A 25,798-nucleotide genomic window follows, 5' to 3' on the forward strand; every position below is an offset into this window, starting at 1 on the left:
TGGGCAGATCGCGTTAGAGGTTGCCCTGGTAGTAATCCGGGTCGGGGTTCACGTAGCCAGGCTGCGGATACATGGCGCTGTCCATGCCTGGCGATAGGGCGGGGTAGGCGCCGGACTGCCCCGTCGGGCCGGGATAGCCGGGTTGGGGATAGCCGTTCGCTGGGTAACCCTGCTGGGGGTAGCCCGGCTGTGGGTAGTAGGCGGCGCCGGGGCCCTGCTGCATCAGGCCGTTCATTTGCTGCATCTCGAGCATCATCTGCTGCTGCTGCTGTTCGAGTTGCTGCTGCATCCAGGTTGCGGACTCCTGGGCCTGCTGCTGCATGGCCGCGTTCTGCGCCGCCACGCTGAGGGGGCCGGCCAGCTTGGCCAAGACGATCAGGCCGATGATGCCGAGGAGGAAGAGTTTTGGGAGGACGCTGCTGTTCATGGCCTGGTGGCTCCGGTGGTCTGGGGGCTGTATCGGTCTAGGCGCGAGCGCGGGGGATTTCGGCTCACGCAGCGTGTGGCGATGGTGCGTGAGCTGATTCGCGCCTGCTCCGCGCCTAAGGGAGCAACCCATCCCCAAGAACGAGCGGAGCCGATCATGACTGCCACCGAACCCACCATCGCCTGTCCCAAGTGCGCAAACCCAAATCCGCTCGGCGCCAAGTTCTGCAGCAGCTGCCGGGCTCCCCTGGGCGTCGCCACTGCGCCTCCGGGCCCTGCCGCCGCGCCGCCCCCGCGTCCCGCCGCGGGCCTCGCCGGCATGGTGGGTGCGGGCGCCGGCAAGAGTGAGACTCGCCAGCTACAGGCGGACGCGGCATCCGTCTTCGAGCACCTCTCCAACGGCCTGCGCAACCGCGGCGGCCAGGTGCAGCAGGAGATGCCGATGCAGTTGAATATCAAAGTGCCTTACAAGAGCTTCTGGCTCACGTTGGGCGCGGTGATCCAGGTCGATACCGCCATGCAGGTGGTGCCGACAGCGGCCGGCCAATGTCAGGCCACGCTCACCACCAAGACCGATGGCAGCAGTTTGAACAACGTGTGGACGTGGTTCGCCGTGTCTTTCACGATCCTGCTCTTCTTGAACCTCTACATCTTCCCTATCATCATTCTGCTGGGAGCGGTCAGCGCCTTCTTCAACCACCGCCAGCTCAACAGCCAGCCTGGCGCAAAGATCACCGAAGAGCTCTTCGCCGATCTCAACAACAACCTATCGTCCTTGACAGCCAGTGCGGATCAAGCCACTCAACCCGCGCCTGGACCTAGCCTCCAACCAGAGCCGCAACCCGCGCCACAGGCCAGCAACTGCGCAAGCGAAGAGAAGCAGGGACTCGAGCAGGAAGAGGTCTTTGACCGCTTGGCTAAGCTCGCCAAGCTGCGCGAGATGGGCGCGGTGACGGAGGAGGAGTTCGACGCCAAGAAGGCTGAACTTCTCAAGCGCATCTAGTGGCGAGCGAAGCGGTCGCGCAGTACTGCGTCGCCTGCGGTCATACCCTGCAGGTCGGCGCCAGCTTTTGCACCGAGTGCGGGCACGAGATCGGCAAGGTGCCGGCGGCAACCGGCAGTTGGCAGGCGCCGCAGATGCTCGGCGGCACCTGCACGACCTGCGGCGGCGACGGCTCCCTGCTCGAGGCAAGCCAGGTCTACTGCCCAAGCTGCCGCTGGCTGCGCCCCCTAGGCGAGGACTACTTCGTCGACCTCGACGCCTTCATTTGGCAAATGGACGCTCAGGCCATGCAGGCGCTCAACAGCACGGGCGCCGTTGCGAGCGCAGCGCACTCCATCGCCGAGCGCTACGGTCGTCCGGTCTTCGAGGCGGCGACCAATGGTATACGCCTCTCCGAGCGGCAAATGCCAGAGATCTTCGACATTGCGATCCGCGCGGCGCGTTTGCTGTCGCTATCGCACATGCCGGAGGTGTACATCTCCGGCCAGCGCATGTGGGACGTCTACTCGCTCGGGGGCTTCAGCGGCAGCTTCGTCTCGATAGGCAGCGTCTTGATTAACTTCAAGCCGAAGGACCTGTTGTTCCTGATCGCCCGGGAGATGGGCCACGTGCGGGCGGGCCACGTGTACTGGTCCACCGCGATGCAGTTTCTCATGGGGCAGTCCAAGGGCCAGGGGACGATCCTTGGGGAGGGTGTGTTTCAGTTCTTAAACCCCACCAAGATCATCGAGTCTGCGATAGAAGCGCCGATGATGCGCTGGGCCCGTCACTCGCAGATCACGGCGGATCGTGCCGCGGCGCTGGTGACTGGGGACATCGACACGGCACGCCGGGTGTTGACCCAATGGGCCATGAAGTCCTTCCCGGTCGCGGGCAAGATGAATCTCGACGCCTGGCTTGAGCAGGAAGCGGCGGCCGACGATCCCTACCTCAAGCTGTCCGAGTGGACGATGTCCACCGAGCCCTATCTGGCGCCACGGTTGAAGTCCCTGAACGCGTTCGTGCACTCGCAGGCCTTCCTCGAGTGGTTCGCGTACATCCAACACTGGAGCGAGCAAGCAGGCCTTCCCTCGTTTGACGATGGTGCCGCGAAGAAAGCCAAGCGCGCTAAGCCCGCGCCATCGCCGCCGCCGAACACGGAGAGGATCGAGTGTCGGGCCTGCGGTGAGGCCATGCGCGTGCCCACCCACATCCTGGAGGGCGACAAGCCCGTCAACGTGCGCTGCCCGAACAAGGCCTGTCGCAAGGTACTGCGGGTCAAGCCGAGGAAGAGGCGGACGGCGAGCGAGGAGTCCCCACGAACCCGTCGTGCGCGCGAAAAGGTCAAGCTCAACTGCGCTGCCTGTGGGGAGGCGATGATGGTGAACCGGGCGGATCTGGCGGGAGATGAACCCGTCAACGTGCGCTGCCCGAACGCCGCGTGCGGCGAGATTCTCACGATCAAACCGAAGAGGCGCGATGACGCATCGACCAATCGACCGGATCTGATGGCGGACTAGGGGAGGCCGATCGATGAGCGAAAGAGAGCCACCGCAGGAGTTTGAAGTCTACCTCGCTGAGGATGGGCATCAGGAAGTGCCGGCGGAGGGTTTCGTCCCGCAAGAGGGTGTTGTTGTGGAGCGCGCTGCCTCCGCGCGCGACAGCGTTGCCCCGAGCGCTCAGGGCGCTGCGAATTCCGCCCAGAGTCAAGCGCAGGCATTTCAGGCTGCTCAAGCCAATGCCCAGGTTCAGCAGAGCCTAGCCGAGAGTGAGGTGGCTGCGGCCGATCTGCTCGCTGAGGAGCAGGCGCGGGAGCGCGAGGAAGAGCACCGACTCGAGGTGGAGATCGCTGAGGATCAGCGCCAGGAAGCCCTCGAAGCGCAAGCCGATGCCGAGGCGGAGCGCCTGGAGGCGCAGGAGGAGCGCGCCCGAGAAGAGCAGGCGCGTGAGCGGGAGGAAGCAGAGGCCCGCGAGCGGGAAGAGCAAGAAGAGGACGAGGACGACGCGCAAGACGACGGATCGGACCTCTACGTTTGAGCCAATCCGCCGGTCGTGCACGCCTAGGCAGATAGGCACCCGAACCAACCGAGGAACGTCCCATGGCCGAATTACGTTTCACTGACATCGATCGCCCTGAACCCGGCACCGCCGAGGCCGTCGAAGCGGAGTACGAAGTCGAGCTCGCCGGTCTGAACGACAACGAGAGCGCTCAGGTAAAGGAGGCCATCAGTGAGGCCGAGTTCAACAACGAGCTCGATCAGTTGGACGTGAGCGAAGAGCTGCAGCAGGCCCAGTTTGCCGAAGAGGACCGAGCCGCCGCGGAGACCTTGCGTGAGGAGCAAGTGGAAGCCGCTGACGTTGGCAACTACGACGCGGCGCGCGAACGCGCTGAACAGGTTCGCGAAGAGCTACGCGAATCCAGCGACGAACACGGCGGGCAACTCGACGCGGCGCTGGCAGAGAACGCGCACGACGTGGAAGTGCTGAGCGAAGCGGACTTCCAGCAGGAGAACGCCGAGTTCTTCGAGAATGCGGTAGTGGATATGCCGAGTGCCGAGGGCGTCGATGGGGCCGTGGACGACGCTTGGGATGCGCAGGATGCTGCGGACGACGCGGCTGCGGACAGCACGGATTTCGCCGACACGGGCGGCGATAGCTCTATCTACACCGACGTTAGCTAGGCCCCATGAGCAGGCAGCGCAGCGGGCGTTGGATCGAGGCCGTCCCGGCGAATACGGCGCGCGCCGAACAGCGTCGCGCCCAGGTCACAACGCCGCCTGCGCACTCAATACCCGGCGACGGCAACCCGCCGTTAGGGGGTGAGGATGTGCAGCCACCGCCAGTGCAGGGCGAGCGCCTCATCGAGGCCAAACCCTCGGACGCCGGCGCAGACGATCACCCCGTAGATGAAGACGGCTCAGCGAGCGACCTAGACGATCAGGCGCAGGGCCATTCCCCTGACGTCCTCTGCGACCCTTCCGACGAAGATTAGTGTCACCTCAGGCCCTGCGGGCGGATGCCCCGAAGTTTGGATCGTAGGGTCCGCCATCGCCGAGCGCGAGATGGCGTGCTCGCACCAGGGGCTTGCGCTGCTCCTTGCGCTCGTTGAGGGACCTGTCCGCTCGGGTCAGCGCGATGGAGATGTCTTCCTCCTCCTCGAGCCAGGTCGTGCCGATACTGCAGCGGACCGCGGTAGGGCCCGTGCCCGACCTGCGCGGGGCGGACAAGGTCAGTGAGGTGCACTGCGTTTGTAACGCGTGTTCGAGGCACTGTGCTTCGCCATGCGCGGCGCTGACGACGAAAGCGAACTCATCGCCGCCGAGACGACCGACTATCCCGTAGTCGCCGATGAGGGCTTCGAGCGCCTCGCTCACGCGCACCAGCGCGCTGTCGCCGACTTCGTAACCGAATCTGTCGTTTAGTGCCTTAAAATGATCAATATCGACCATGCCAATCAAGCAGCTTTGCGTGGAGCGGCGCTCGCTATGTAGGCGCGCGACGGCGGTAAAGAAACCTCGTCGGTTATAGGTACCGGTGAGTGGATCGGTGGTCGATAGGTGAAGCGCCAGGGCCAGCGTGTTGTCCAGATGCCCCAACAGGCGCACGATCAGCAGCGTGGCCGCGGGTGCTACCACCGCCGGTATCAGACCGGCTAGGGCGAAGGCGAAGCGGGTATCTTGTGTGGTGAAGGCCCCGGCACGAATCTGGGCAGCGAGGCCCACCGCCGTAAGGGCCTCGGACATCACGATCGAGAAGACCGTCACGCAGGCGATGATGCCGCCGCCGCCAACATCGCGGTACACGCTCAGGAGGCGGCTATTCAGCCTATCGAGGGTCAGTTCGTGGTCTTCTTGGGTCACGCTACTCTCCACCCCGTAAGTCGCGAGGCGAGAGGCTGGCACTACCGACGGCTGAGCGAAACGCGGTAGATCGCAGTCTTGGATTAGGCCGCGAGCGATCGCAGGGTTCGATGCCCGAAGTGTGACGGTAGTCGGTAGCGTAGCGGCGCAGCGAGATCGTGATTTTCTGTAAAGCGAATTATTCTGTTAGCCTTACAGTAGGCGATTCGTGCCAGCCGGGCGGCTAGGGTCAGGATGCGCAAACCTGCACGGTCTCGCCGATGTCGTTGAGGATATGTCGCAGGTGGTCGTAGTCCGGATGGCGAACGCGCATCCAGGCGCCGGCCATGTAGCCACCCTCGACGGAACCTGCGGGCGCTCCGGGGCTCGGGATGTTCGCGGCCACAATGTCGTTATGGTAGCGCTTGCCGATTTCATCGAGACCCTCCACGTGGGTGACGCGGCCGTCGCGGTCGGCGCGCAGGGCGATCATGCCGCAGGCGAAGCGACGCGAGGGTCGCTGTACGGTGCGCCCGTGACAGACGGCCATGGCCCAGTCGCGGTACAGATCGATGTCGTTGCCCGCGTTGTACACATCCCACTGACACACGCCCGGTGGCCGGCAGCCGATCTCTGAGAACTTAAGCCCCTTCGGCCCGATGAACCACTCCATGTGGGTGGCGGCCGTGGGGATGCCGAGCACGTCGATGACCTTTTGCGCCATCGCTTTGACCTCACTGTACCCCTCCGCGTCCACTCGGTTGGTGGCCACCATCTGGGGTGAGATCCAGCGCGTGCGCATGGCCTCGAGCACGTTCGGGTAGTAGTGGGTGATGAACTCGTAGGCGATCTGACCGTTCACGGTGATGGTGTCGAGGAAGCCCTCGTGGCCTTCGATGAACTCTTCTACCGCTGTCGGCGCGCCGCGGTCGACGCCGCTCTCGCTGATCGCCACCTTGAGCTCTTCATTGGTACGGGCCTTCCAGGTGCCGGCCGCGCCGGCCGCGGCACGCGGCTTCAGGATCACCGGCAGGCCGACCTCGTCGACGAAGTCACGCACTTCCTCGGCGGAGCTGGCGCCGGTGGAGAGGGCGCAGGGCACGCCGGCAGCCCGCAGCACTTCCTTCATCGCGGGCTTATCGCGGCAGAGGTAAGCGGTGCGCGCGGAGACGCCCGGGATGCCGCAGCGTTCACGGACGTTCGCCGCGGCCTCCACGTGGGCTTCCACGGTCGCTTCCAAGCGATCGACCCAGAGGCGACTCTGCACGTTGCGCACCGCCTCCTCGAGCTGACGCTCGTTCACTACCGAGCCGATCTGCACGTAATCGAACAGCCAGCTCGAGAGCTGCGGATCGAGCCAGTCTCGCGGACGTTCGCCGATGCCGATCACCGTGGCGCCGGCGGCGTGCAGGCCGCGCACGAACTCGCGCTGGTTGGCAGGGAAACAGGGTTCGACGAAGATCACGTTCATGGCGTCACCACAGCGGATGCTGATTGAGTTAGCGGAAGTTATAGGTTGCGCATGCGCGCGTAGACGTGGAGGTACTCGCGGGCGCGGCGGGGCCAGCTGAAGTCAGCGCGCATGCCGTTGTCCATCATCTTGCGCCAGTGGTTGGGCTGGCGCCAAAGGCTCAGGGCCCGCTCGATGGCCCAGATCACGCCCCCCGAGTCGAAGTGGTCGAAGACGATGCCGTTGCCTTCGCCGGAGCCGGTGTCGTACTGCTCCACCGTGTCGGCGAGCCCGCCCGTGCGCCGCACGATGGGGATGGTGCCGTAGTTCAGGCTGTACATCTGGTTCAGGCCGCAGGGCTCGTAGCGCGAGGGCATGAGGAACATGTCGGCCCCCGCCTCGATGAGGTGGGCGAGGCGCTCGTTGTAGCCTCGGTAGAAGCAGACGCGGCCTGGGTAACGGCTTTGGAGGCTCGCGAAGAACTCCTCGTACTTGCCCTCGCCGCTGCCGAGCACGGTCACCTTCATCGGGTGGCGCTCCAGCAGGTGGGGCAGGGAATCGAAGAGGATCTCGAGGCCTTTCTGGTAGGTGAGGCGCGTGACCATGCCGAGCACGGGGGTCTTCTCATCCACCGTCGGGTTGCCGCTGCTGATGCCGAGCGCTTGCAGCAGCGCTACCTTGTTGTCGGCCTTGCCGGCGGGTGCGTCCGCGGAGTAGGGCTGCTCGAGGTGCTCGTCTTCCTCCGGGCTCCACACCTCCGTATCGATACCGTTCAGGATGCCGACGAAGGTGGCGTGGCGCGCGCGCAGCATATCGTCGAGGCCTTCGCCATGCTCGGGCGTTTGTACCTCCCGGGCGTAGGTCGGGCTCACCGTCGTGAGTGCGTGGGCGTGCAAGACGCCGGTCTTCAGGAAGGACATGACCCCGCGCCCCAGGTCCTCCTGATGCACCTGGTTTCGGTGTTCGCTCAGCCCGACGTCTACCACTGCCTGCTCGCCGAACCAGCCCTGGTAGGCCATGTTATGGATCGTGAGCAGGGAGCGTGTCCGATAGAACAGGCTGTCCCAAGCGAACAATGTTCTCAGGTAGAGCGGGATTAGGCCGGTCTGCCAGTCGTGGCAGTGGACCACGTCCGGGTCGAAGCCCATGCGTTGGCAGCACTGCAGCGCCACGTGCGAGAGCACGGCGAAGCGCAGGTGCTCGTCGACGTCGTTGGTGTACAGGGCGCCGCGGTGGTAGAGCACGGGGCAGTCGATCAGGTAGATCCACAGGCCTGAGCCCGGCAGGGGCACCGTGTACACGTTGCAGATGTAGTCGTGGGGGCCGAGTTGCACGCGCAGGTTTTGCAAGAACTCCACTGGCACGAAGTAGGCCTGGCTACGATCGATCGTGTCGTACAGCGGCATGAAGATGCGCTGCTCGACACCTAGGTCGTGTAGGTGCCGCGGCAGGGCCGCCGCCACATCGCCGAGCCCGCCCGCCTTGGCAAAGGGGGCGAGCTCAGAGGTGACGTGAACGACGCGCAAGGTGGCGTCGCGGTTCTCCTCGCTCATCGCGTCAGGCCGCGCCGCCTTCCTCGGCGAGGTAGTGCTGGATGCGGTTCCAGAACAGCTCCGTGAACTCCTCGTGCTCGTGCTCGGGGAACAGGGCCTTCACCTTCTGGTTCACCGCGTCCCGCGCCATCGGCGAGGAGAAGAACTCGGCCGCCACTTCATCTAGGTGGGAAAGGTGCTTGTCGCAGAATTCCTCGAAGCGGTCGGTTTCGAAGCGCAGGCGGGCAATCTTGGCGTAGGCGCGCAGGCGCTCGCGGTAGGGCAGATCCTGCTCGGCGATCTTGTAGTAGGGATCGAAGTTCAGGTTCGAGTGAAAGCGACGATCCGTCGCCGCGCAGAAGATCGACCAGCGAAGGTTGGCCTTGATCAGCCACGGGAAGTGGTAGTGCAGGGAGGTGACCTGCGAGTCCGGGCAGGCGTTGGCGTAGTCGATCGGATGCCACACGGTGCCCTGGCGCAGGGCCTCGCAGCTGTTGAAGTCCCAGCCAAAGAAGCTGTTGATCGTGAGCGTCATGTCTTCGAGGAGCGAGGCGTCCTCGGCGCTCAGGAAGTCGTGATCCATCGTGTAGCGGTCGTGCAGGGGAGCACTCGGCGCGTAGTTCACCAGGCGGATCTGCGGCCCCAGGCCCACGGCGCGGATGTAGAAGTCATGCGGGAGCACGGCCTTTTGCACGTTCATCACCGTCTTGCCGCTCGCGTCGTAGGCGGCCCGCAGCTGCTCCGAGTTGTCGGCCTTGGTCACGCCCACCCAGCCGCCGCCGTGGTACGGCTTCATGAAGACGGGGTAGCCGATTTGCTCGCCGATCTCATCGAGGTCGAAAAGCTTGGCGTAGCGTCCCAGGGTGACGTCCAGGTCTGCCGAGGATTCGTACTCCTTAGCCGGGATCATCCAGGTACGGGGCACGGGGAGCCCTAAGCGCATCATGGCGCAGTAGGTGGTCTGCTTCTCCATCGACTGCAGCGACCAGGGATTGTTGTATACGTAGAGGTCATCGAGGATCACGGACTTCTTGATCCACTCGCGGGTGGGCGAATACCAGTGCGTGAGGCGATCGATCACTACCTCATACCTGCAGGGCTGCTGCAGATCGAAGGGTTCGATGGTCACCCGCTCGCTCTCGAAGCGCAGCGTGTCGCCCCCCATGGGCACGCGCAGGTCGAGGCGCTGCAGAATCTCCTCGTAGCAAATCGGCCAGCACACGTCGGCCCCGAGCGAGAGCCCAATCAGTCTCGTTACCTCAGCCACGTTCGTCTCCCCATAGCCATTGATGCCGGCGCCGCAGTCCCCCGCGTGCGCCGCGAAGTGTCCGTTACTCGTAGGTCATCCAGAGGGGCCCGGGGAACAGCCAGCTGAGCGCGTCCTGCAGGCGGTCGCGCCAGTTCTCCCAGTTGTGGCCGTCTCGCACCTCACGGTAGCGGATGTCCGGCCCCTTGTCCTGCAAGAACGCGATCATGGCGCGGTTCTCGCGGATCAGAGATTCGTAGACCCCACAACTGATGAACATGCGGTCGGCCGGCAGCCCTGGGGCCGCGCGCCACTCGTTCATGAAGCGGACCACAGGGTCGAACACTTCGCCGCGATCGTGGTGGCCGATGTCCGTAAAGGCGAAGGAGCCCGACTGCAGCAGCAAGTTGCCGAAGACGCCGGGGTGGCGCCATGCGCAGTAGAGCGAGGCCACGCCGCCGAAGCTCGCGCCCATCAGCGCGCGGGCGTTGGGCGTATCGCGCAGGGGCAGGCGTGAGGTGAGCGTCGGCACGAGTTCCTCGGCGACGAAGCGTGCGTGGCGGTCGTCAGCAGCGTACTCGCGCAGGCGATCTGGCGAATGGGTCAGCGCCACAATCATCGGCTCGATCTCGAGGCGATGGGTCAGGTTATCGAGCACCGCGTGCAGATCGGCAAAGCGCAGAAAGTCATCGCCGTCGTGCACCACCAGCAGCGGGTACTGGCGGCTGCGCCGAAAGCGTGCCGGCAGGTAGAGGCGGACGCGACGGGTGTCGCCGAAGGCGCCGGAGGCGATGCCGATCTCCTCCAACGAGCCGTGGCGAGACTCGGCGTTGGGAATGGACCAGTCGGGCCGCTCGTAGCCGTGCGCCTGGCAAACCGAGTTGGCGCCGAACGGGTCTTCGGCCAGCCGCGGGTTCAGCGGATCGAGGATCCAGCGCGTGCCGCCCTCTTCCTGCTCGAGTTCGATCTTGTACTCGACGCGTGAGCCCGGGGGCAGGTCCATTCGCACCCACCAAAGCTCCGTGCCATCGATTGCGTGCAGGGGCTCCGCATGCGGGAGACCGAAGCCGAAGTGGCGCAGACGCACGGCCTTGGCGCGACCTCGGAAGAGGAAGGTGACGCCGAGGGGGTCGCTGACCGGCCATTCGTGCTCGGCGATGAAGGCGTCGAGGCGCTCGGGACTTGGGTTGCCATCGGCCAGTAAGGGCACGAGGAAGTCAGGCGGGGCCACCGCGTCCGATGGGCTCATGCGGGCGTCTCCATCGTGGCGGTAGTGAGCGTGCCCCGCGCGTGCAGTCGCTGGCAGGCGTCGATCGACTGCCAGCCGTCGTCGTTGCCGAGGATGCGCGAGCCGGCATCCAGGGTGATGGCCGGATCCGGACCGAAGCGGCGCGCCATTAGGGCTACGCGTTCTGGGTCGTTCAAGCGCAGGCGCTCGCGCGCGTGAGGTAGGGGCAGCAGCGCGGGCAGCAGGTCTAGGCCGGCGTCGAGCACTTCGGCGTAGCCTGGACCTTGGGGAGGCGAGTCATGGAATAGCACGATGCGTCGCGAGAGCGCCATGGCGCCCGCAGACCACGCGATGATCGGCTTGCGGGCGATGATCTCGCCGAGGCCGAACAGGCGCAGTCGGCCGATGAGCGTGCTGACGTGACCGCCGGCCACGAGTACCGCCGCGGCGCGATCGACCTGTTCGGCGACTCGCTCGCGGACAGGAGCCAAGCTTGGGTGGCGACCGGGAGCCCAGGTCTGATCGAAGGCTGCATGAACGTCTTTGATGTGCCGCAGGTGTTGGCGGTCTAGGGTGCGCAGCGAGTTGATCGCCGCACGCCGTTCGCGTTGCACGATTTGTGCGTCGCCCTTGGCGCCGAGCATCTCCACTGCGGCGGCGGCGGCGTGGTTCAGCCGTCTGCGGTAGAGCGCCTGCAGCAGCCGAAGCTTGTCTTGACGGGCGCGGTGCGCGCGGAACAGCTCGGGATCGGCGCTGAACGCGTCGTTGACGGCCTTGTACAGACCAAGATCGGTGCAGGGTCGACCGATATGGCCGACCAAGTCGTCCAACTCTCCCTCGCGCTCCTGCCAGCCGGCGGTCACCGCGCACACGGCCCCGTCGATGGCGAGGACATCGAGAGTCTCAGCCAAGTTGGGTACGTGTCTTTGGGGGCCGAGTACGGCGATAGGGGGCATGGCGAGGCGGCGATTTTAGCGATGAAAGGGAGGCGAGGCTGGCTCGCCACAAACCGGGCAGGCGCGATGGTAGGGGCGAGCTCGGGCAGCGGTCAAACCGCCGTCGAGGCCATGGCATACTCGCCCTCCCGTGGCTTCTCGGTGCTCGAGTGCAGCCGCGCTGAACCGCCGTCGCCTGGAGCCGACCCTTGAACCTAGCAACCCTATTGTCTCGCGCCGTAGTCATCCTGCTGGGCGTTCTGCTCTGCGCCGATCCTGCTCGCGCCTGTGACGCCGACAACGGTGGTATCGCCCTGCCCGAGGGCTTTTGCGCCACGGTCTTCGCCGATGAGGCGGGACGCGCCCGGCGTCTGGTCGCAGCACCGAACGGCGTGGTTTACGTGGCCAATCAGAGCCGCGATGGCGATGGGATCATTGCGCTGCAAGACGTCGACGGCGACGGTAGGGCAGACCGGCGCGCGAGCTTCGCGGCTCCCGGTGGCGGTGGCTTAGGACTGCGCGGAGACTGGCTGTACTACGGTCTGGACGATCGCATCGTACGCTACGCCCTGCCGCCGGCCGGGGAGCTGGTGCCCGAAGCCAAGGCAGAGGTGGTCGTTAGTGGCTTTCCGAGCCAGCGTCAGCACGCCACCAAGACGTTCGCCTTCGACGGCGAAGGAAATCTCTTCGTCAATGTTGGGGCGCCCTCCAACGCATGCCAGCGCGAAATGCGCGAGGCCGGGTCGCCGGGGCTAGATCCCTGCCCTCAGTTGGCGCGCCAAGGCGGTGTCTGGCGCTTCAACGCGGATCGGCTGGGTCAAACTCAGGAGCGGCACGGCGAGCGCTACGCGAGCGGCATTCGAAACGCCGTGGCGATCACATGGGACGGTGTGGGCGATCGCCTCTACGTGGTCCAACACGGGCGCGACCAGCTCGCCGAGCTATGGCCGCAGAGGTTCACCGACGCGCAGCGCGCTGAGCTCCCCGCCGAGGAGCTATTCGCCGTCAAGCGCGGCGATGACTTCGGTTGGCCCTATTGCTACTACGACCCGATGGCGCAAGCTAAGCGCTTAGCGCCAGAGTACGGGGGGGATGGGAAAGCGGTGGGTCGCTGCGAGGAGGCTGAGGCACCGGTCGTCGCTTTCCCGGCGCATTGGGCGCCAAACGACATCGTGTTCTACCACGGCGATCAATTTCCGCCTGCCTACCGAGGGGGAGCTTTCGTCGCGTTTCACGGTTCCTGGAATCGCCAGCCCTTCGCGCAGCAGGGCTTCCGCGTGACCTTCGTGGCCGCCGACGAGGTTGGCCTGGCATCGTCTTACGATGACTTTGCCACCGGCTTCATCGGGCGCGAGGGCATCACCTCCCCGGGGCAAGCCCGCCATCGTCCAGCCGGCTTGGCGATCGACCGGGATGGCGCGCTATACATTGCCGATTCGACGGGAGGGCGCATTTGGCGCGTTACCTACAGCGCCAGTGCGAAGGCAGCCCTTCGCGGCCACGGCGAGGGCCGCCAGTGACCGCCGTTGGCAGCTTCTTCAGCGATAACGAGGCCACGGTGGCTGCGCCGATCATGCAGGCACTGCAGGCGGTAAACGCAGATGCCGTGCACTCCTACGGCGATGATCCCACCACCGCCGCCCTCGAGGCACGCCTGCGCGAGTGGTTCGAACGTGACGATCTGCAGGTGTTCCCGGTGGTCACGGGCACTGCCGCGAACTCCCTCGCTGCCGCTCAGCTGGTACCTCCCTACGGCGCGCTCTACTGCCAGCAGCACGCGCACGTCAATACGGACGAGTGCGGTGCGCCGGAGTTCTTTACGGCGGGCGCCAAGCTCATCGGGATCGAAGGCGAGCACGGCAAGATCGACGCTGGCGCCTTCGCTCGCGTCCTGTCGACGGCGGGCGACCTTGGCGTTCACGAGGTGCGGCCTTGTGCCCTCACCCTGACGCAGGGCACGGAGCTCGGCACCGTGTACACGCGCCAAGAGGTGCAGGCTCTGGCCGACCTGGCCCACGACCGCGACCTCAGCGTTCACATGGACGGGGCACGCTTCGCCAACGCCTTGGTGCACCTGGGTTGCAAGCCCGCGGACATCACCTGGCGCGCCGGCATCGACATGCTGTCCCTTGGCGCCACTAAAAACGGTGCCATGGCGGCGGAGGCGCTGATCACCTTCGGCAGCGAACAACATGGTGAGGCGCTCGCCTTCCGTCGCAAGCGTGCGGGGCACCTACTGTCTAAGCAACGCTACGTATCCGCCCAGTTGCTGGCTTGGCTGGAAAACGACCTGTGGCGAGATTTGGCGGGGCGTGCCAACCGTGGTGCCCAGCGCCTAAGTGCGGGCCTGCAGCGCCTCGCGCAGGTCGAGGTGGCCCACCCGACCCAGATCAACGAGGTCTTCGTGGTGATGCCCCCGGCGCTCGTGGCGGGGCTGCACGAGCAGGGCTTCGGCTTTTACGACTGGCCGGGTGGTCTAGCGAATCTGCACCGCCTGGTGGTGCGGTGGGATACGCCCGACGAGCATATCGAGGCGCTACTCGACAGCGCGCGGCGGCTCACGAACTGACCCGATAGGGCACTAGGGTAGAGACCGATTCAAGACAAGGAAAAGGAGCTTTGATGAACGAGCAAACAACGTGTGCCGTCGGCGCCGTGGCTGTGGCAATGGCGTCCCTGCTCATGGCGGGACCGGCCAGCGCCGAGCACCTCGAGGGACTGGCAGTGGCCACCTGGGGGGATCACCGCGCGGAGGGAAACCGCGAGCGCAACCGCTACCGGCATCCGATCGAGACCCTCACCTTCTTCGGGGTGGCACCGAATATGACGGTGGCCGAGGTCAGTCCTGGGGGCGGGTGGTACACGGAGATTCTCGCGCCGTACCTCCGCGAGCAAGGCAAGCTCTACGCCGCCGCCTACGATCCCGAGAGCGAAGGTGAGTACTACCGCAACAGCGCCAAGCGCTTCCGCGACAAGCTGGCGGCTCATCCGCAGGTCTACGACAAGGTGGAGCTCGCAGTTTTCGAGCCACCGGGCAAGCTCGAGGTGGCACCGGCGGGTAGCGCGGATGTGGTGCTGACTTTCCGTAACATGCACGGCTGGCTGAGGAACGATACGGCGCGCGCCGCGGTGGACGCCATGCACCGCGCCCTCAAGCCCGGTGGCGTGCTCGGCGTGGTGCAGCATCGCGGCGATCCTGCAAACCCAGCCCATCGCACCGGCGATGAGGGCTACATAGACGAGAATTACGTCATCGGCTTCATCGAAGCGGCCGGTTTCGAGCTGGTCGATAGCAGCGAGATCAATGCAAATCCCGCCGATCCGGGCGATCATGCCGTCGGCGTGTGGGCCCTGCCGCCCTCCCTGGAGCTCGGGGAGCAGGATCGGGAGCGCTACCTGCGCATCGGCGAGAGCGATCGCATGACGCTGAAGTTCGTCAAGCGCTGAGACCGGCGGCAGCCCGGTGCTGACGAACGGTCGGCACCTGGCACGCTTGTCGGCACGCCCCAGCAGTTGCTTAGTTTTCGGAAATACGCGAATCTGCGGCCCATGAGCACGGATCCACACCTTGAACACTTCGGCCTGAGTGAGCCGCCCTTCCTGCTTGCTCCGGATCCGGAATTTCTGCATCTGAGCACGCAGCATTCGCTCGCTCAGGCGTACCTGAGCTACGCCCTGCTCAACCGCGACAGCTTCGTCATGCTCACCGGCGAGACCGGCACGGGCAAGACCACCCTGATCAACAAGCTGATCGCGTCAGCCGGGCAGAAGGTGGTGATCGCCCGCATCGCGCACTCCCAGCTCACGCCGCTCGAGTTACTGCAGTCCGTGCTCCTCGGCTTTGGCATTCGCGCCTTCGACAAGCAGAAGGTCGAGCTGCTGACCATGCTTGAGGACTACATCAACGAGCAGTACCAACAGAAGCGTCAGGTGCTAATCGTCGTCGATGACGCCCACAACCTCGGCGTCGACGTGCTGGAGGAGATCCGCCTGGTCACCCAACTGGTGACGCGTAAGGACGCGGCGGTCAACTTGATCTTGAGCGGTAGGCCGTCGCTTCGCGACGTGCTGGAGCTACCCGTCTTGGAGCAGCTGCGCCAACGAATTCGCTTCAACTTCCAGCTCAAGCCCCTCTCCGGGCAAGAGACGGCGGAGTACATCACGCGTCGCCTGCAGGTAGCGGGCGCGGAGCGAGAGCTCTTCTCCGACGAGTGTGTAGAAACTATTTACGAGTACACGGGTGGCATTCCGCGCCTGATCAACATCCTGTGCGACACGGCACTGATGTCTGCTTACACGGAGGGTTCGCCGGACGTGCAGGCCGTTACGCTGCGTACGGCGATCGAGGAACTAGACTGGCATCCCGTGCAGGGACTTGGCGATCGGGACGACGTGGACACCACAGGATTCGATCACGAAGTCGCAGAGCCCCTCGACCTGCCGCTACCGGGCGATGACGTGGAGTTAGCGGAGGACATCGATCGTTCCATCGCGAGCTTGGCGAGCCTTCGCGGTGGTAGCTCACAAGAGGCGCGCGCTGCCGCCGCAAATAGCGCCCCACGCACGGAGACAAGGGCGTCCTTTCAGTTGTTTCTCGACAATGATGCCGTGGCCGAGCATCGCCTAACGAGCGAACGCCTCACGATTGGTAGAGACCAGGACAACGACATCCAAATCAACGCTGAGTACGTAAGCCGTCACCACGCCCAGGTAAGCTGGCTGCGCGGTGGGTGCTGGATAGCCGACCTGAACAGCACTAACGGGACCTTCGTCAACGGACTGCGCGTGCGCCGACGGCTGCTTCGTGACGGCGATGAGATTCAGTTCGGACGCCACCGTTTGCGCGTGCACTGCGCGTCACCCTCAGCCGAGGCCGTGGAAGTAGATAACGACGATCGATGGCGCGAGACCTTGGTGATATCCGAGGAACAAGCGCAAAAAGCCTGAGTCTTCTTAATGCCTCGGGCGTAGGCCCTGATCGTGGTGGTAGCGGGTGGTGTCAACCTTCGCCGGCCAACCGTGTGAGGTGGTGGAAGGTGACCTCGGCGGGACAATTCAAACGCAATCGCAGCGGCGTCGCGCCACACCCCGCAGACGTGTAGCCGCTCATCTGGCCATGGCGCCAGCTTCCCCTAGACACCTTGAAGGGCGCTCTCCCCGTGTGTACAAGCGGCTTGCCATTGGGCAAGCATAGCTGGCCGCCGTGCGTGTGGCCGCAGAGCATCGCGTGGAAGCATGCGCCTGCGGCGCGCCGGTAGATCTCCGGCGAGTGTGCCAGCAGTACGGTGGTCGCGCCGGCGGGTATGCACTGCTGCGCCGCCTCCACATCGTCCGCCTTGAAGTAGGCCGGATCGTCAACGCCGGCCAGGTACAGGCGATCCTCTCCGTAGCTCAAGGCCACGCTCTCGTTCACGAGCACGCGAAGGCCGATCTGCTCGAGCCGTGGCACCGCCCACAGAGAGTCCTCGTCACCGAGCACGGCGAAGGCCGGGCCGCCGTGTTGCTCGAGCACCCGGGAAAGGGCGTCTAGGGCGGCGCCAGCGCGGGCCGGTGCCAGGGCGCTGGTGAACAGGTCACCGGTGATTACCAGGGCGTCGCTCGCTTCGGAGCTTGCCGCCGCCGCAAGCGCCCCCACGCGGGGACCCGCGCAGAGGTCTAGGTGAAGATCAGAGATATGAGCGAGCGTCAGACCCTCGAGGGAGGCGGGGAGACCGCGCATCTCTAAGTTGTGATGTACCACCCGTGGCGGTCGCCGGTCGGTCGCGTTGCCGAGGCCCGCCAGCCGCGCGAGGCGGGCGATCAGAGCGATGGGCGCCAAGCCCGTGCCCGTGTGGCCCCATCCGTCGCGCACGATGCCCGGTTCCACCGCTTGGCGCTTGGCTTCCAGGCTGAGCCGGTAGCGTGCATGCAGAGAACCAACGCGGTTCTCAAGGCTGTTATCTCGAGTCTCCCGCCTCCAGAGCGGCAGGCCGGCGACCTCATCGGCCCACAGCATCGCCGCCACGTCACCGGAGCTGGTCGCAAGGCGCTCCGCTCGACGCTGTTCTCCTCGCACCGAATCAGGCATTTAAATCACTGATTTATTTGTATATTTCCCAGGCTTCTTGTGTGCCCGGGCTACCCCTCAAAGGTAGGTCGTTATCCTGCCGTAAAGCGGGTGTCGAGGGAAACTTTTTTCCGAACTAGTGGCCTGTCCCAGCAGTTTCGAAAGTGCTGAGCGAGCCCTTCATCGACGATCTGCGCGTTGCACTTCCTCGCAATGGCTCAGGCCATTACTCGTCAGCGCGCTTCATCTCGCCGACGAATGACTCGCTCATCACTCCCGAAACTGCTGGGACAGGCTACTAGGCGTCGAGCAATGCCGCTACGTGGGCGCAAGCGCTGCTGGCTAGCGCCTGCAGGTCGTAGCCCCCTTCGAGCGCGGAGACGATCCCCTTGGACTCGCTCTCTTGGCAAACACTCGCCATGGCATTGGTCAACCACCGGTAGTCGCTCTCCTGGAGGGCTAGGCCGCCCAGGGGATCGCGCGCGTGGGCGTCGAAGCCGGCTGAGATCAGGATCAGCTCAGGTGCGTGGGCGCGAAGAGCCGGGGCCCAGTCTCGTTCCCAAGCCTCGCGCAGCGCGGCTCCGCCAGCACCGGGCCGCAGCGGCACATTGACCATGCGTCCGGGCACGTTGGCGGCCACTTGGTAGGGGTAGAGTGGGGATTGGTAGAGGGAGCACATGAGTACCTCCAGATCCTCGAAGCCCGCGAGGATGTGCTCCGTCCCATTGCCGTGATGGACGTCGAAGTCGAACACCGCCACCCGGCTCAGGCCGTGGACCTGCAGGGCGTGCAGCGCCGCCACGGCGATGTTATTGAACAAGCAAAAACCCATCGCCCGGGCGCGCTCAGCGTGGTGTCCGGGGGGGCGCACGTTGCAGAACGCCGCGTCAGCACCGCCGGCGACTACCTCGTCCACGGCGGTGACCGCGGCCCCCGCGGCGTGCAGGGCTGCGGCGAGCGTGTGAGGAGTCATCGATGTGTCGCCGTCGAGGTGCACTCGGCCGTTTGCCGGAGCTGCGGCGAAAATTGCCTCGATATGCGCCGAGTCGTGCGCTCGTTCCAACTGGTCGCGAGTGGCCCTGGGGGCGCTTAGGCGCTCGCTCACTCGATCCATCAAGCCCTGCTTGGTCGCGGCCGCTTCGATGACCTCCAGGCGCGCTGGAACCTCCGGGTTGCCGACTTCGTTTTCGTGCTCGATGCACGCTGGATGGGTGATCCATAGGGTCTGCACCGTACTTACCTCGCTCGGTGAATCGCCGTATTTTTCATGGGTGTTTAGGCCCGCCGAGCAGGGGCGAAAGTCTGCCGATTTCGGCGCCCAGAGGGCCAGTCGACGCATTTGCGAACCAGTCGGCGGGCTGGTTGCTCTGGCGCCGTTCCACTACACTGACGCACTGCACTGCGTGGGTTGCGTCGGACCCGCGTCCCGCGCGCGATCCCCGCGTCGGATTTGTCAGAGGGCTTTGAATGACTGAAATGGTAACGGTGAAGCTGGCCGACGGCAGGGAAGTTCAACTCCCGGTACGCCACGGCACGTCCGGCGCACCGGTCATTGACATCTCCCGCTTGCCTGCGGAATCGGGTCACTTCACGTTGGATCCGGGGTTCGTGGCAACGGCAAGTTGCGAAAGCGCCATTACCTACCTCGATGGCGCAGCCGGCGAGCTGCTCTACCGTGGCTACCCGATCGAGCAGCTCGCAGAGCGATGCTCCTATCTCGAGGTCTGCTACCTGCTGCTATACGGGGAATTGCCCGATCGTGCTCAGCACGCGGACTTCGTTGATCTCATCACCCACCACACGATGATCAACGAAGGCGTTCGTCGATTCCTCGACGGATTTCGCTACGACGCCCACCCAATGGCAATGATGACTGCCAGTGTCGCCTCACTCTCCGCCTTCTATCATGACACGCTGGACATCAACAATCCGCAGCATCGAAAGATCACTGCTCACCGCCTGATCGCGAAGATGCCGACCATCGCCGCCGCGGCGTATAAGCACAGTATCAGTGAGCCTGTGATGTACCCGCGTAACGACCTAAGCTACTGCGGCAATATGCTCTACATGATGTACGCGCGCCCGCCGCTCAGTTACGAAGTGGATCCGGTGGCCGAGAAGGCGATGGACGTGTTGTTCATTCTCCACGCGGACCACGAGCAGAATGCATCCACCTCCACGGTGCGCTTGGCAGGCTCATCTGAGGCAAACCCGTACGGTGCGATTGCCGCGGGGCTCGCGAGCCTGTGGGGGCCGGCCCACGGCGGTGCCAACGAAGCCGTTCTGCGCATGCTCAACGAGATTGGGGACGTCAGCAATATCGATAAGTACGTCGCCAAGGCTAAGGATCGCGACGATCCGTTCCGACTCATGGGCTTCGGTCATCGCGTGTACAAGAACTACGATCCACGGGCCAAGATCATCCGCAAGATCGCCCACGAGGTACTCGCCAAGTACGGGAACGATCCCCGCATGGAGCTGGCGATGCGTTTGGAGGAGATCGCGCTCAAGGATGAGTTCTTCATCGAGCGCAAGCTCTACCCGAACGTCGACTTCTACAGTGGCATCATCTACCAGGCCTTGGGTGTGCCCGTAAGCATGTTTACGGTCATGTTCGCGATCGGTCGTACGGTGGGGTGGATGGCCCACTGGATGGAGATGATCTCGGACCCGAAGCGCAAGATCGGCCGTCCGCGCCAGCTGTACACTGGCGCCGGAGCGCGTGCCGTGACGGCCATGGACGAGCGCGGCTAAGGCCAAGTGGGTCGGCGCGCGAAGCCGCAAGGCGCGCCCATGATGACCTGCCAAAGGCCTCGGGCCCGGTGGGTGGGCCTCGCACTGCTCGTCGCCGCCGCCAGCCTCGCTGCTGGCTCGGCCGCTGCGCGCGTGCTCGAAATCGAGATTGACACCACCTGGGAGGTGCCTCGAGTTCCCGGGGCTACCCATCCTGATTACGTCGTAGACGTCGGCCGCGTGCAGTTCGGCGTCGATCCTAACTTGCCCGCTAACCGCGCGGTCATCGATATCGATCGGGCTCCGCGCGATGCAGACGGTCTGGTTCGGTCCACCGCAGACCTCGTGATCCTTCGCCCCCGTGATCCCGAAGAGGGTGCGCGTAGCTGCCTGATGGAGGTCAGCAACCGCGGCGGCAAGGCCCTGCTGCGTTACTTCAATGCGGGCGCCCGCGGCCCCATCTCGCCCGACTCTCCCGAGATCTTCGGCGACGGTCTACTCATGGAGCTCGGCTTCACCATCATCTGGGTGGGATGGCAGGCTGATGTGCCGCGAGAGCCCGGCAGGCTGCGCCTCGACGTGCCTGTCGCCACCGAGAACGGCCGGCCGATCGGTGGCCTGGTGCGCACGGACTGGGTGGTGGATCAGCGCGTCGATAGACTCGCCCTAGGGCATCGCGGTCACGTCGCCTATCCCGTGGTAGAGCCGGACGACGTGCGCAACGTCCTGACCCGGCGAGCGGGGCGCGATGCGCCGCGCAACGTGGTGCCGAGATCCCGCTGGTATTTTGGTACTCAGCAGGACATCCGCGCCCGCGGCGTCTTCGATCCAGGATTTATCTACGAGCTGGTGTATCGGTCTCGGGATCCGCGGATCATGGGCCTGGGCTTCACGGCCGTGCGCGATATGGCGAGCTACGCCAAGTACGCGGACGACCGCCGTTTTCAGGCCAAGCACTGCCTGGGATTTGGCGTCTCGCAGACGGGGCGCTTCCTGCGGCACTTTCTCTACGAGGGCTTCAACGGAGACGAGCTTGGCCGCCGTGCCTTCGACGGGCTGCTAATCCACACCGCGGGGGCGGGGCGCGGCAGCTTCAACCATCGCTTTGCACAGCCTTCACGCGACGGTCATCGCTACTCGTCCTTCTATTACCCAACGGACGTGTTCCCTTTCACATCCGCTGAGGAAAAGGACCCCATCACAGGGCGTGAAGACGGCCTCCTAGGCACCTACGTCGACACTGACCTGGCGCCTCGTATCCTGTACACGAACACGGGCTACGAGTACTACGCGCGCGCAGCTTCGCTCATCCACACGTCGGCTGACGGGCGCCGCGATGTGGATGCGCCGGATAACGAGCGCATCTACCTGCTGGCCAGTGGCCAGCACTTCGTCGACAGCTGGCCGCCGGCGGTCAGCACTGACCGCGTTGCGGCACGTGGCAACCCGGTCGACTTCCTAGTCAATCTTCGCGCCCTAATGGTGGCCCTGTCGAGTTGGGTGCAGAACGATGTGGCGCCTCCCCCAAGCTTGTATCCTCGTTTGGTTGGTGGCTCCCTGGTGTCCGTCACCAAGCTCGACTTCCCCTACATACCCGGTGTGTTGCGTCCGGAGGTGGTGCACACGCCGGCGCGTTTGGACTTCGGTCGTCGCTGGGCTGAGGGCGTTGCCCTGCGCCAGCCACCAACCGTGAGCGATCCCTACCCGGTCTTCGTGCCTCAGGTGGATCGCTTTGGCAACGAATTCGCTGGCGTACGCAACGTCGAGCTGCGTGCCCCGCTAGCTACCTACACCCCGTGGAGTTTTCGCGATGGGTTGGCCAACCCATCGGAGCTCGCTGACTTTCGCGGACTCTTTGTGCCCTTGCAGCTAGATACGGCGGCCGCGACGGAGGCCGGTGATGAGCGACCAGCAGTGGGCGAGATCTACACCAGTCGTGCGGCCTACGTGGCCCGCGTCGACACGGCGATCGAGGCGCTTGTGTCTGAGCGATTCTTGCTTCCGCGGGATCGCAGCCGCGTGCGCCAGCGCGCCCTCGCCACGTGGGATCTGGTGGTCGGTGCCCAGGGCCTGGTCGAAGAGGAGAGCCAGGCCGCCAACACGCAGCAGACCGAGCCGACCTCGCGCTGAACCGTTGAAGCAGCGTTCCCAGACGCGAGAAGGCCCGGGCGCATGGCGGCGCCCGGGCCTTTGCTCCCCGGTGCTAGGGCTTAGCTGTCGTCGCTCTCCGTCGCGTCCTCCGGCGGCGGTGTACGGGAGCCGCTAACGTCGCGGTTCACCTCGCCGGTCTCGGGGTCTCGCGTCACCGTGACGTTGCGGGTGCCGCTGCCACCTTGGCGCCCCTCGATGGCGGTATCGCGGGTAAATCCGTCGTCCGTGCGTGTCGTAGTGGTGTTGCGGGTACGACTGTTGCCTTGGGCATCCGTGGTCACCACATCCTTCGAGAAGGTGCCCGCGTCGCGGTCCACTGTGCCCGTGACCTCCCGGGTGCGAACCTGTCCGTCCGCGCCGGTGACCGTGCTTTGGCGCTCAAAGCCCGTATCCGTGCGCGTGGCGGTCTGGTCGATCGTCCGGGTATTGCCGTCCGGCCCCGTCACGGCGCGCTCGCGAGATATGGTGCCTTCGCCGCGGGTGGTCGTACTGTCGATCGTGCGCGTATTGCCTTCGGCGCCTGTGACCGTGGTCTGACGGCTGATCGAACCGTCCTCGTTACGTGAGGCGGTCTGGTCGACCGAGCGGGTCCTGCCCTCCGGGCCCGTTACGGTGCTGGAGCGGCTCGCGGTACCGGCCTCCCGGTCCACCTCTCGGCTGCGCGTGCGGGTGGCACTGCGTCCGCCTTCGCCAGTGACAGTGGTGGTGCCGCGAGCGCCGTTCTCCGTGCGTTCGCGTTCGCGGTCCACGGTGCGATTGTCGCGCTGAGCGGCGCGGTCCGTGCTCTTGCGGCGGTCAGTGCTGCGTCGCTCGCGCTGGGGGCGATCTGCGCCACCTCGACGGCTGCTGCCGCGGTTGGCGCTGCGCCGACGATCGCTGCTCTGTGCGAGCGCGAAGTCGCCGCTCAATACAGACAGCATCGAGCCTTGCGAAGCAGCCGGCGCGCTTGTCGCCGTGGCTGCGGAAGCGCTGCCGGCGCCCAGTAGCGCGGCCACGGCTAGCATCAGCAAAGGTCGGTGAAGGTTGTTCATGTCAATGGCTCCAAATGGATAGAAAGTCGAGCTGGTTCATGGCTTTAAGTTCGCCAGCGGGCAGCTGTCCCTGGCCTGTAACAACGCGGATCCAGATCGCACGTTGACACACAGAGCCGGTGCTATAGTGTGCGACCGCCACGCGGCGGGCTACTCCCAGGGCGCGTGGACCCCTTCGTGTTCTGCGTCATCAGGAGCCCTTGCGCGATGCTCGAAACTCGCGACGGACGCATTATCGAAGTACGTCAGGCGAGCGACGAAAGTGTCACCGTACGCGTGCGATTCCCCCTGACCGCCCGGTTTACCACCGCGCTCCAGTCGCGTCCCGAGTCCGTCGTGTTCTCTGCCCGCAGCCGCCTAGCGCGTCTGGGCATCGATGTGCGACCGGGTTCTCCGCCGCAGCTGGAACCTGCGCAGGGTGCTGCGATGCTGGAAGCGGTCATCCGCCCTTGGGTGTTTCTCGATGAGGTCTGGCCCCTAGCCCGTGAACTCATCCTGCCAGGCCTCGCGGTGGGGCGATTGCTCTACTGCCCGGAGGAGCGCCGCTTGAGTGCCACCGAGATCTTCGATGGTTATCAGCGCAATCAGTTCAAATTGCCAGCGGGCTTCTCCATAACCAACGACGGCCGAGTGGTGATCCCGCCGCATACGCAGATTTACGAGTTCGTCCGCCCGCTTAGCGCCCAGGACATCTGGACCGTGCTGACGGCATCGGAGGGGCGCACCCTGCTCAATCGCCTGCAGGTGCCACGGCCTGTGCAAAACCTCGTGCTGGCGCCTGGGGAAGGTCTGATCACCTCGTGCACAGCGTTTCTATTCCAGCATTTTGCCATGCTCGACAGCCGACCTTCCGCGATGGGTGGACACTTAGAAGCGGTTGCGCTCGATCCGGTGCAAACGGCTAGCACGCGAACCTTTCTCGAGCTCTTCAATCACACGGACAAGGTAGTGGTGAACCCTAGCGTCTACGCTAGCCTATACCACGCGGATGCAGGAGATGACGTCCCGCCGCCACAGCGCCCGCCACCGCCGCGCGCGAATAACTCGGCGAGCTTGTACGCCCCAGGAGACTACGACGCCCTGTGTAAGATGTTCACATATCCGCACAACGGCGAGCGCAACTACGAAGCGCGCCATGTCGCCGTAGTCAGCGATCCTCTGCCGGCGGGCGCGCCCGACTGGGTCACGCCCCACGCCGTGGGTTCGCTGCCGCCTGGCCGTCTCGCCGTTCGTGCGCCGAGTGCAATTCAGGAACACGCCACGGCCTTGCTCGGCGAGCGTCAGGGCGTGCACCTCCTGCGCTACTTTCCCAATCTTACCGAACATGCGGATCTGCTTGAGCGGATGCGCCGAGGCCTGGTGCGAGCCCTGGTGTTCGATAACGCGTCCTACGAGCATAGTTTCTACCTCTCGGCCCGCGATCACGCACGGCTGGCCGACTATGTCGATCTAGGCGTCGACGTGTACTGGTTGAACCGCGATCTCGGGCACTTAGTAAAGTACGTGGTTCGTGGCACGCGGGGGTATTTTTGCGAGATCGGGGAAATCGATCGATTCATGACGTCGATCGTTGTGGCGGTCTACGGTTCTTCGCGGTCGCTCGGGGAGCGCGAGGAATCCCGTTTGCGCCAGCTCCTGATCGAGCTGCAGGACTTCTTCGGCGGTCGCTTGGCGGTGATCACGGGCGGAGGACCGGGTGCCATGAAGGCCGCGGCCACCATCGGTCGCGAGCTCAACATGCTGGTGGGCGCCAGCTACCTTGAGATTGAGGATCAGCGTCACAACCAGCTCGCTCAGTTCTATCAGGTGTTTCAGGAGTCCTCGCGCCATATCCGCCAGCGCTGGTTCGATATCGCGAGTTTCAATGTGTTTTTGGTTGGCGGCGTGGGCACGCTGGAGGAGGTGGGGCTCACGCTGACGGACATGAAGCTTGGGCTCGCCGACGCCACGCCGCTGATCTTCCTCGGTGAGGATGAAGGCGGCGAAGCCTATTGGCGCCACCTGAGGGGCCAGCTCGCGCAGATGGTGGAGGCGCAACGCGCGCCAGCGACCCTGCTAGACAACACTCTGGTGACCGTGGACGCCGCGCAGGTCATCCCCTTCTACCGTCGCGTATTGCGCATCGGCTGATGCACAACTTGAGGTGGTGACTGCGCCTGCTACCTGGCGCAGGGAACGGCGACCCTCGTAGGGCGGTCG

General features: G+C 64.9%; 22 protein-coding genes. 12 read left to right on the top strand and 10 right to left on the bottom strand.

What is annotated here, in order from left to right:
• Positions 1-13 precede the first annotated feature (13 nt).
• The gene (locus AAGA68_00455; GenBank protein MEM9383504.1) at positions 14-427 is read right to left on the bottom strand and encodes a hypothetical protein; all 414 of its coding nucleotides are present in this window, start codon (positions 425-427) and stop codon (positions 14-16) included.
• Between the two features lie 156 nt (positions 428-583).
• Here AAGA68_00455 and AAGA68_00460 point away from each other — a divergent pair, with 156 nt between their 5' ends.
• From AAGA68_00460 to AAGA68_00480, 5 genes are all read left to right on the top strand, one after another.
• A complete protein-coding gene (locus AAGA68_00460) occupies positions 584-1,429 on the top strand; it encodes an SHOCT domain-containing protein (protein ID MEM9383505.1) in 846 nt (281 codons plus the stop codon).
• Positions 1,429-2,928, top strand: a complete 1,500-nt coding sequence (locus AAGA68_00465) for a M48 family metalloprotease (protein ID MEM9383506.1) — start codon at positions 1,429-1,431, stop codon at positions 2,926-2,928. Before AAGA68_00460 ends, AAGA68_00465 begins: the two co-directional genes overlap by 1 nt.
• A 13-nt stretch (positions 2,929-2,941) precedes the next feature.
• Positions 2,942-3,445, top strand: a complete 504-nt coding sequence (locus AAGA68_00470; GenBank protein MEM9383507.1) for a hypothetical protein — start codon at positions 2,942-2,944, stop codon at positions 3,443-3,445.
• Positions 3,446-3,507: 62 nt separating this feature from the next.
• Positions 3,508-4,089: a hypothetical protein gene (locus AAGA68_00475; protein ID MEM9383508.1), complete on the top strand. Its 582-nt coding sequence runs from the start codon at positions 3,508-3,510 to the stop codon at positions 4,087-4,089.
• 5 nt (positions 4,090-4,094) lie between these two features.
• Complete coding sequence (locus AAGA68_00480) at positions 4,095-4,400, top strand: hypothetical protein (GenBank protein ID MEM9383509.1); 306 nt, start codon at positions 4,095-4,097, stop codon at positions 4,398-4,400.
• A gap of 7 nt (positions 4,401-4,407) precedes the next feature.
• Here AAGA68_00480 and AAGA68_00485 read toward each other — a convergent pair whose 3' ends face one another.
• From AAGA68_00485 to AAGA68_00510, 6 genes are all read right to left on the bottom strand, one after another.
• Positions 4,408-5,268, bottom strand: a complete 861-nt coding sequence (locus AAGA68_00485) for a GGDEF domain-containing protein (protein MEM9383510.1) — start codon at positions 5,266-5,268, stop codon at positions 4,408-4,410.
• 229 nt (positions 5,269-5,497) lie between these two features.
• Positions 5,498-6,718 (bottom strand): ATP-grasp domain-containing protein, encoded by a 1,221-nt coding sequence (locus AAGA68_00490; GenBank protein MEM9383511.1) that lies wholly within the window; start codon positions 6,716-6,718, stop codon positions 5,498-5,500.
• A gap of 38 nt (positions 6,719-6,756) precedes the next feature.
• Complete coding sequence (gene glgA / locus AAGA68_00495; protein MEM9383512.1) at positions 6,757-8,250, bottom strand: glycogen synthase GlgA; 1,494 nt, start codon at positions 8,248-8,250, stop codon at positions 6,757-6,759.
• 4 nt (positions 8,251-8,254) lie between these two features.
• Positions 8,255-9,496 (bottom strand): hypothetical protein, encoded by a 1,242-nt coding sequence (locus tag AAGA68_00500; protein ID MEM9383513.1) that lies wholly within the window; start codon positions 9,494-9,496, stop codon positions 8,255-8,257.
• 64 nt (positions 9,497-9,560) lie between these two features.
• Positions 9,561-10,724: an alpha/beta hydrolase-fold protein gene (locus AAGA68_00505; GenBank protein MEM9383514.1), complete on the bottom strand. Its 1,164-nt coding sequence runs from the start codon at positions 10,722-10,724 to the stop codon at positions 9,561-9,563.
• Positions 10,721-11,614: a Type 1 glutamine amidotransferase-like domain-containing protein gene (locus tag AAGA68_00510; GenBank protein MEM9383515.1), complete on the bottom strand. Its 894-nt coding sequence runs from the start codon at positions 11,612-11,614 to the stop codon at positions 10,721-10,723. Before AAGA68_00510 ends, AAGA68_00505 begins: the two co-directional genes overlap by 4 nt.
• Before the next feature lie 233 nt (positions 11,615-11,847).
• Here AAGA68_00510 and AAGA68_00515 point away from each other — a divergent pair, with 233 nt between their 5' ends.
• From AAGA68_00515 to AAGA68_00530, 4 genes are all read left to right on the top strand, one after another.
• Entirely contained in the window at positions 11,848-13,158 is a 1,311-nt protein-coding gene (locus AAGA68_00515; GenBank protein ID MEM9383516.1) for a PQQ-dependent sugar dehydrogenase, read from the top strand.
• Complete coding sequence (locus AAGA68_00520; protein ID MEM9383517.1) at positions 13,155-14,207, top strand: beta-eliminating lyase-related protein; 1,053 nt, start codon at positions 13,155-13,157, stop codon at positions 14,205-14,207. Before AAGA68_00515 ends, AAGA68_00520 begins: the two co-directional genes overlap by 4 nt.
• 53 nt (positions 14,208-14,260) lie before the next feature.
• Positions 14,261-15,085, top strand: coding sequence for a methyltransferase (locus tag AAGA68_00525; GenBank protein MEM9383518.1), 825 nt, complete (start codon positions 14,261-14,263; stop codon positions 15,083-15,085).
• Between the two features lie 102 nt (positions 15,086-15,187).
• Entirely contained in the window at positions 15,188-16,585 is a 1,398-nt protein-coding gene (locus AAGA68_00530; GenBank protein MEM9383519.1) for an AAA family ATPase, read from the top strand.
• A 52-nt stretch (positions 16,586-16,637) separates the two neighbouring features.
• On the opposite strand, the gene AAGA68_00535 is transcribed toward AAGA68_00530, so the two are convergent.
• Together AAGA68_00535 and AAGA68_00540 are read right to left on the bottom strand one after the other, a co-directional pair.
• Positions 16,638-17,705, bottom strand: coding sequence for a metallophosphoesterase (locus AAGA68_00535; GenBank protein ID MEM9383520.1), 1,068 nt, complete (start codon positions 17,703-17,705; stop codon positions 16,638-16,640).
• A gap of 277 nt (positions 17,706-17,982) precedes the next feature.
• On the bottom strand, positions 17,983-18,915 hold the full coding sequence (locus AAGA68_00540) for a histone deacetylase family protein (protein MEM9383521.1): 933 nt from the start codon (positions 18,913-18,915) through the stop codon (positions 17,983-17,985).
• 236 nt (positions 18,916-19,151) lie between these two features.
• Between AAGA68_00540 and AAGA68_00545 the strand changes: the two genes are divergently transcribed.
• On the top strand, positions 19,152-20,438 hold the full coding sequence (locus AAGA68_00545; protein MEM9383522.1) for a citrate synthase: 1,287 nt from the start codon (positions 19,152-19,154) through the stop codon (positions 20,436-20,438).
• Between the two features lie 39 nt (positions 20,439-20,477).
• Entirely contained in the window at positions 20,478-22,547 is a 2,070-nt protein-coding gene (locus AAGA68_00550; protein MEM9383523.1) for an alpha/beta hydrolase domain-containing protein, read from the top strand.
• A gap of 80 nt (positions 22,548-22,627) precedes the next feature.
• Here AAGA68_00550 and AAGA68_00555 read toward each other — a convergent pair whose 3' ends face one another.
• On the bottom strand, positions 22,628-23,599 hold the full coding sequence (locus AAGA68_00555) for a hypothetical protein (protein ID MEM9383524.1): 972 nt from the start codon (positions 23,597-23,599) through the stop codon (positions 22,628-22,630).
• Positions 23,600-23,806: 207 nt separating this feature from the next.
• Here AAGA68_00555 and AAGA68_00560 point away from each other — a divergent pair, with 207 nt between their 5' ends.
• On the top strand, positions 23,807-25,729 hold the full coding sequence (locus AAGA68_00560; protein ID MEM9383525.1) for an LOG family protein: 1,923 nt from the start codon (positions 23,807-23,809) through the stop codon (positions 25,727-25,729).
• Positions 25,730-25,798: the final 69 nt, after the last annotated feature.

It is taken from the genome of Pseudomonadota bacterium (assembly GCA_039193195.1).
Lineage (GTDB): Bacteria > Pseudomonadota > Gammaproteobacteria > Steroidobacterales > JBCBZW01 > JBCBZW01.

Coding starts and splice junctions, on each gene's coding strand:
- AAGA68_00455 (MEM9383504.1), bottom strand. CDS start 427: ATGAACAGCAGCGTCCTCCCAAAACTCTTCCTCCTCGGCATCATCGGC.
- AAGA68_00460 (MEM9383505.1), top strand. CDS start 584: ATGACTGCCACCGAACCCACCATCGCCTGTCCCAAGTGCGCAAACCCA.
- AAGA68_00470 (MEM9383507.1), top strand. CDS start 2,942: ATGAGCGAAAGAGAGCCACCGCAGGAGTTTGAAGTCTACCTCGCTGAG.
- AAGA68_00475 (MEM9383508.1), top strand. CDS start 3,508: ATGGCCGAATTACGTTTCACTGACATCGATCGCCCTGAACCCGGCACC.
- AAGA68_00480 (MEM9383509.1), top strand. CDS start 4,095: ATGAGCAGGCAGCGCAGCGGGCGTTGGATCGAGGCCGTCCCGGCGAAT.
- AAGA68_00490 (MEM9383511.1), bottom strand. CDS start 6,718: ATGAACGTGATCTTCGTCGAACCCTGTTTCCCTGCCAACCAGCGCGAG.
- glgA (MEM9383512.1), bottom strand. CDS start 8,250: ATGAGCGAGGAGAACCGCGACGCCACCTTGCGCGTCGTTCACGTCACC.
- AAGA68_00505 (MEM9383514.1), bottom strand. CDS start 10,724: ATGAGCCCATCGGACGCGGTGGCCCCGCCTGACTTCCTCGTGCCCTTA.
- AAGA68_00525 (MEM9383518.1), top strand. CDS start 14,261: ATGAACGAGCAAACAACGTGTGCCGTCGGCGCCGTGGCTGTGGCAATG.
- AAGA68_00530 (MEM9383519.1), top strand. CDS start 15,188: ATGAGCACGGATCCACACCTTGAACACTTCGGCCTGAGTGAGCCGCCC.
- AAGA68_00535 (MEM9383520.1), bottom strand. CDS start 17,705: ATGCCTGATTCGGTGCGAGGAGAACAGCGTCGAGCGGAGCGCCTTGCG.
- AAGA68_00545 (MEM9383522.1), top strand. CDS start 19,152: ATGACTGAAATGGTAACGGTGAAGCTGGCCGACGGCAGGGAAGTTCAA.
- AAGA68_00550 (MEM9383523.1), top strand. CDS start 20,478: ATGATGACCTGCCAAAGGCCTCGGGCCCGGTGGGTGGGCCTCGCACTG.
- AAGA68_00555 (MEM9383524.1), bottom strand. CDS start 23,599: ATGAACAACCTTCACCGACCTTTGCTGATGCTAGCCGTGGCCGCGCTA.
- AAGA68_00560 (MEM9383525.1), top strand. CDS start 23,807: ATGCTCGAAACTCGCGACGGACGCATTATCGAAGTACGTCAGGCGAGC.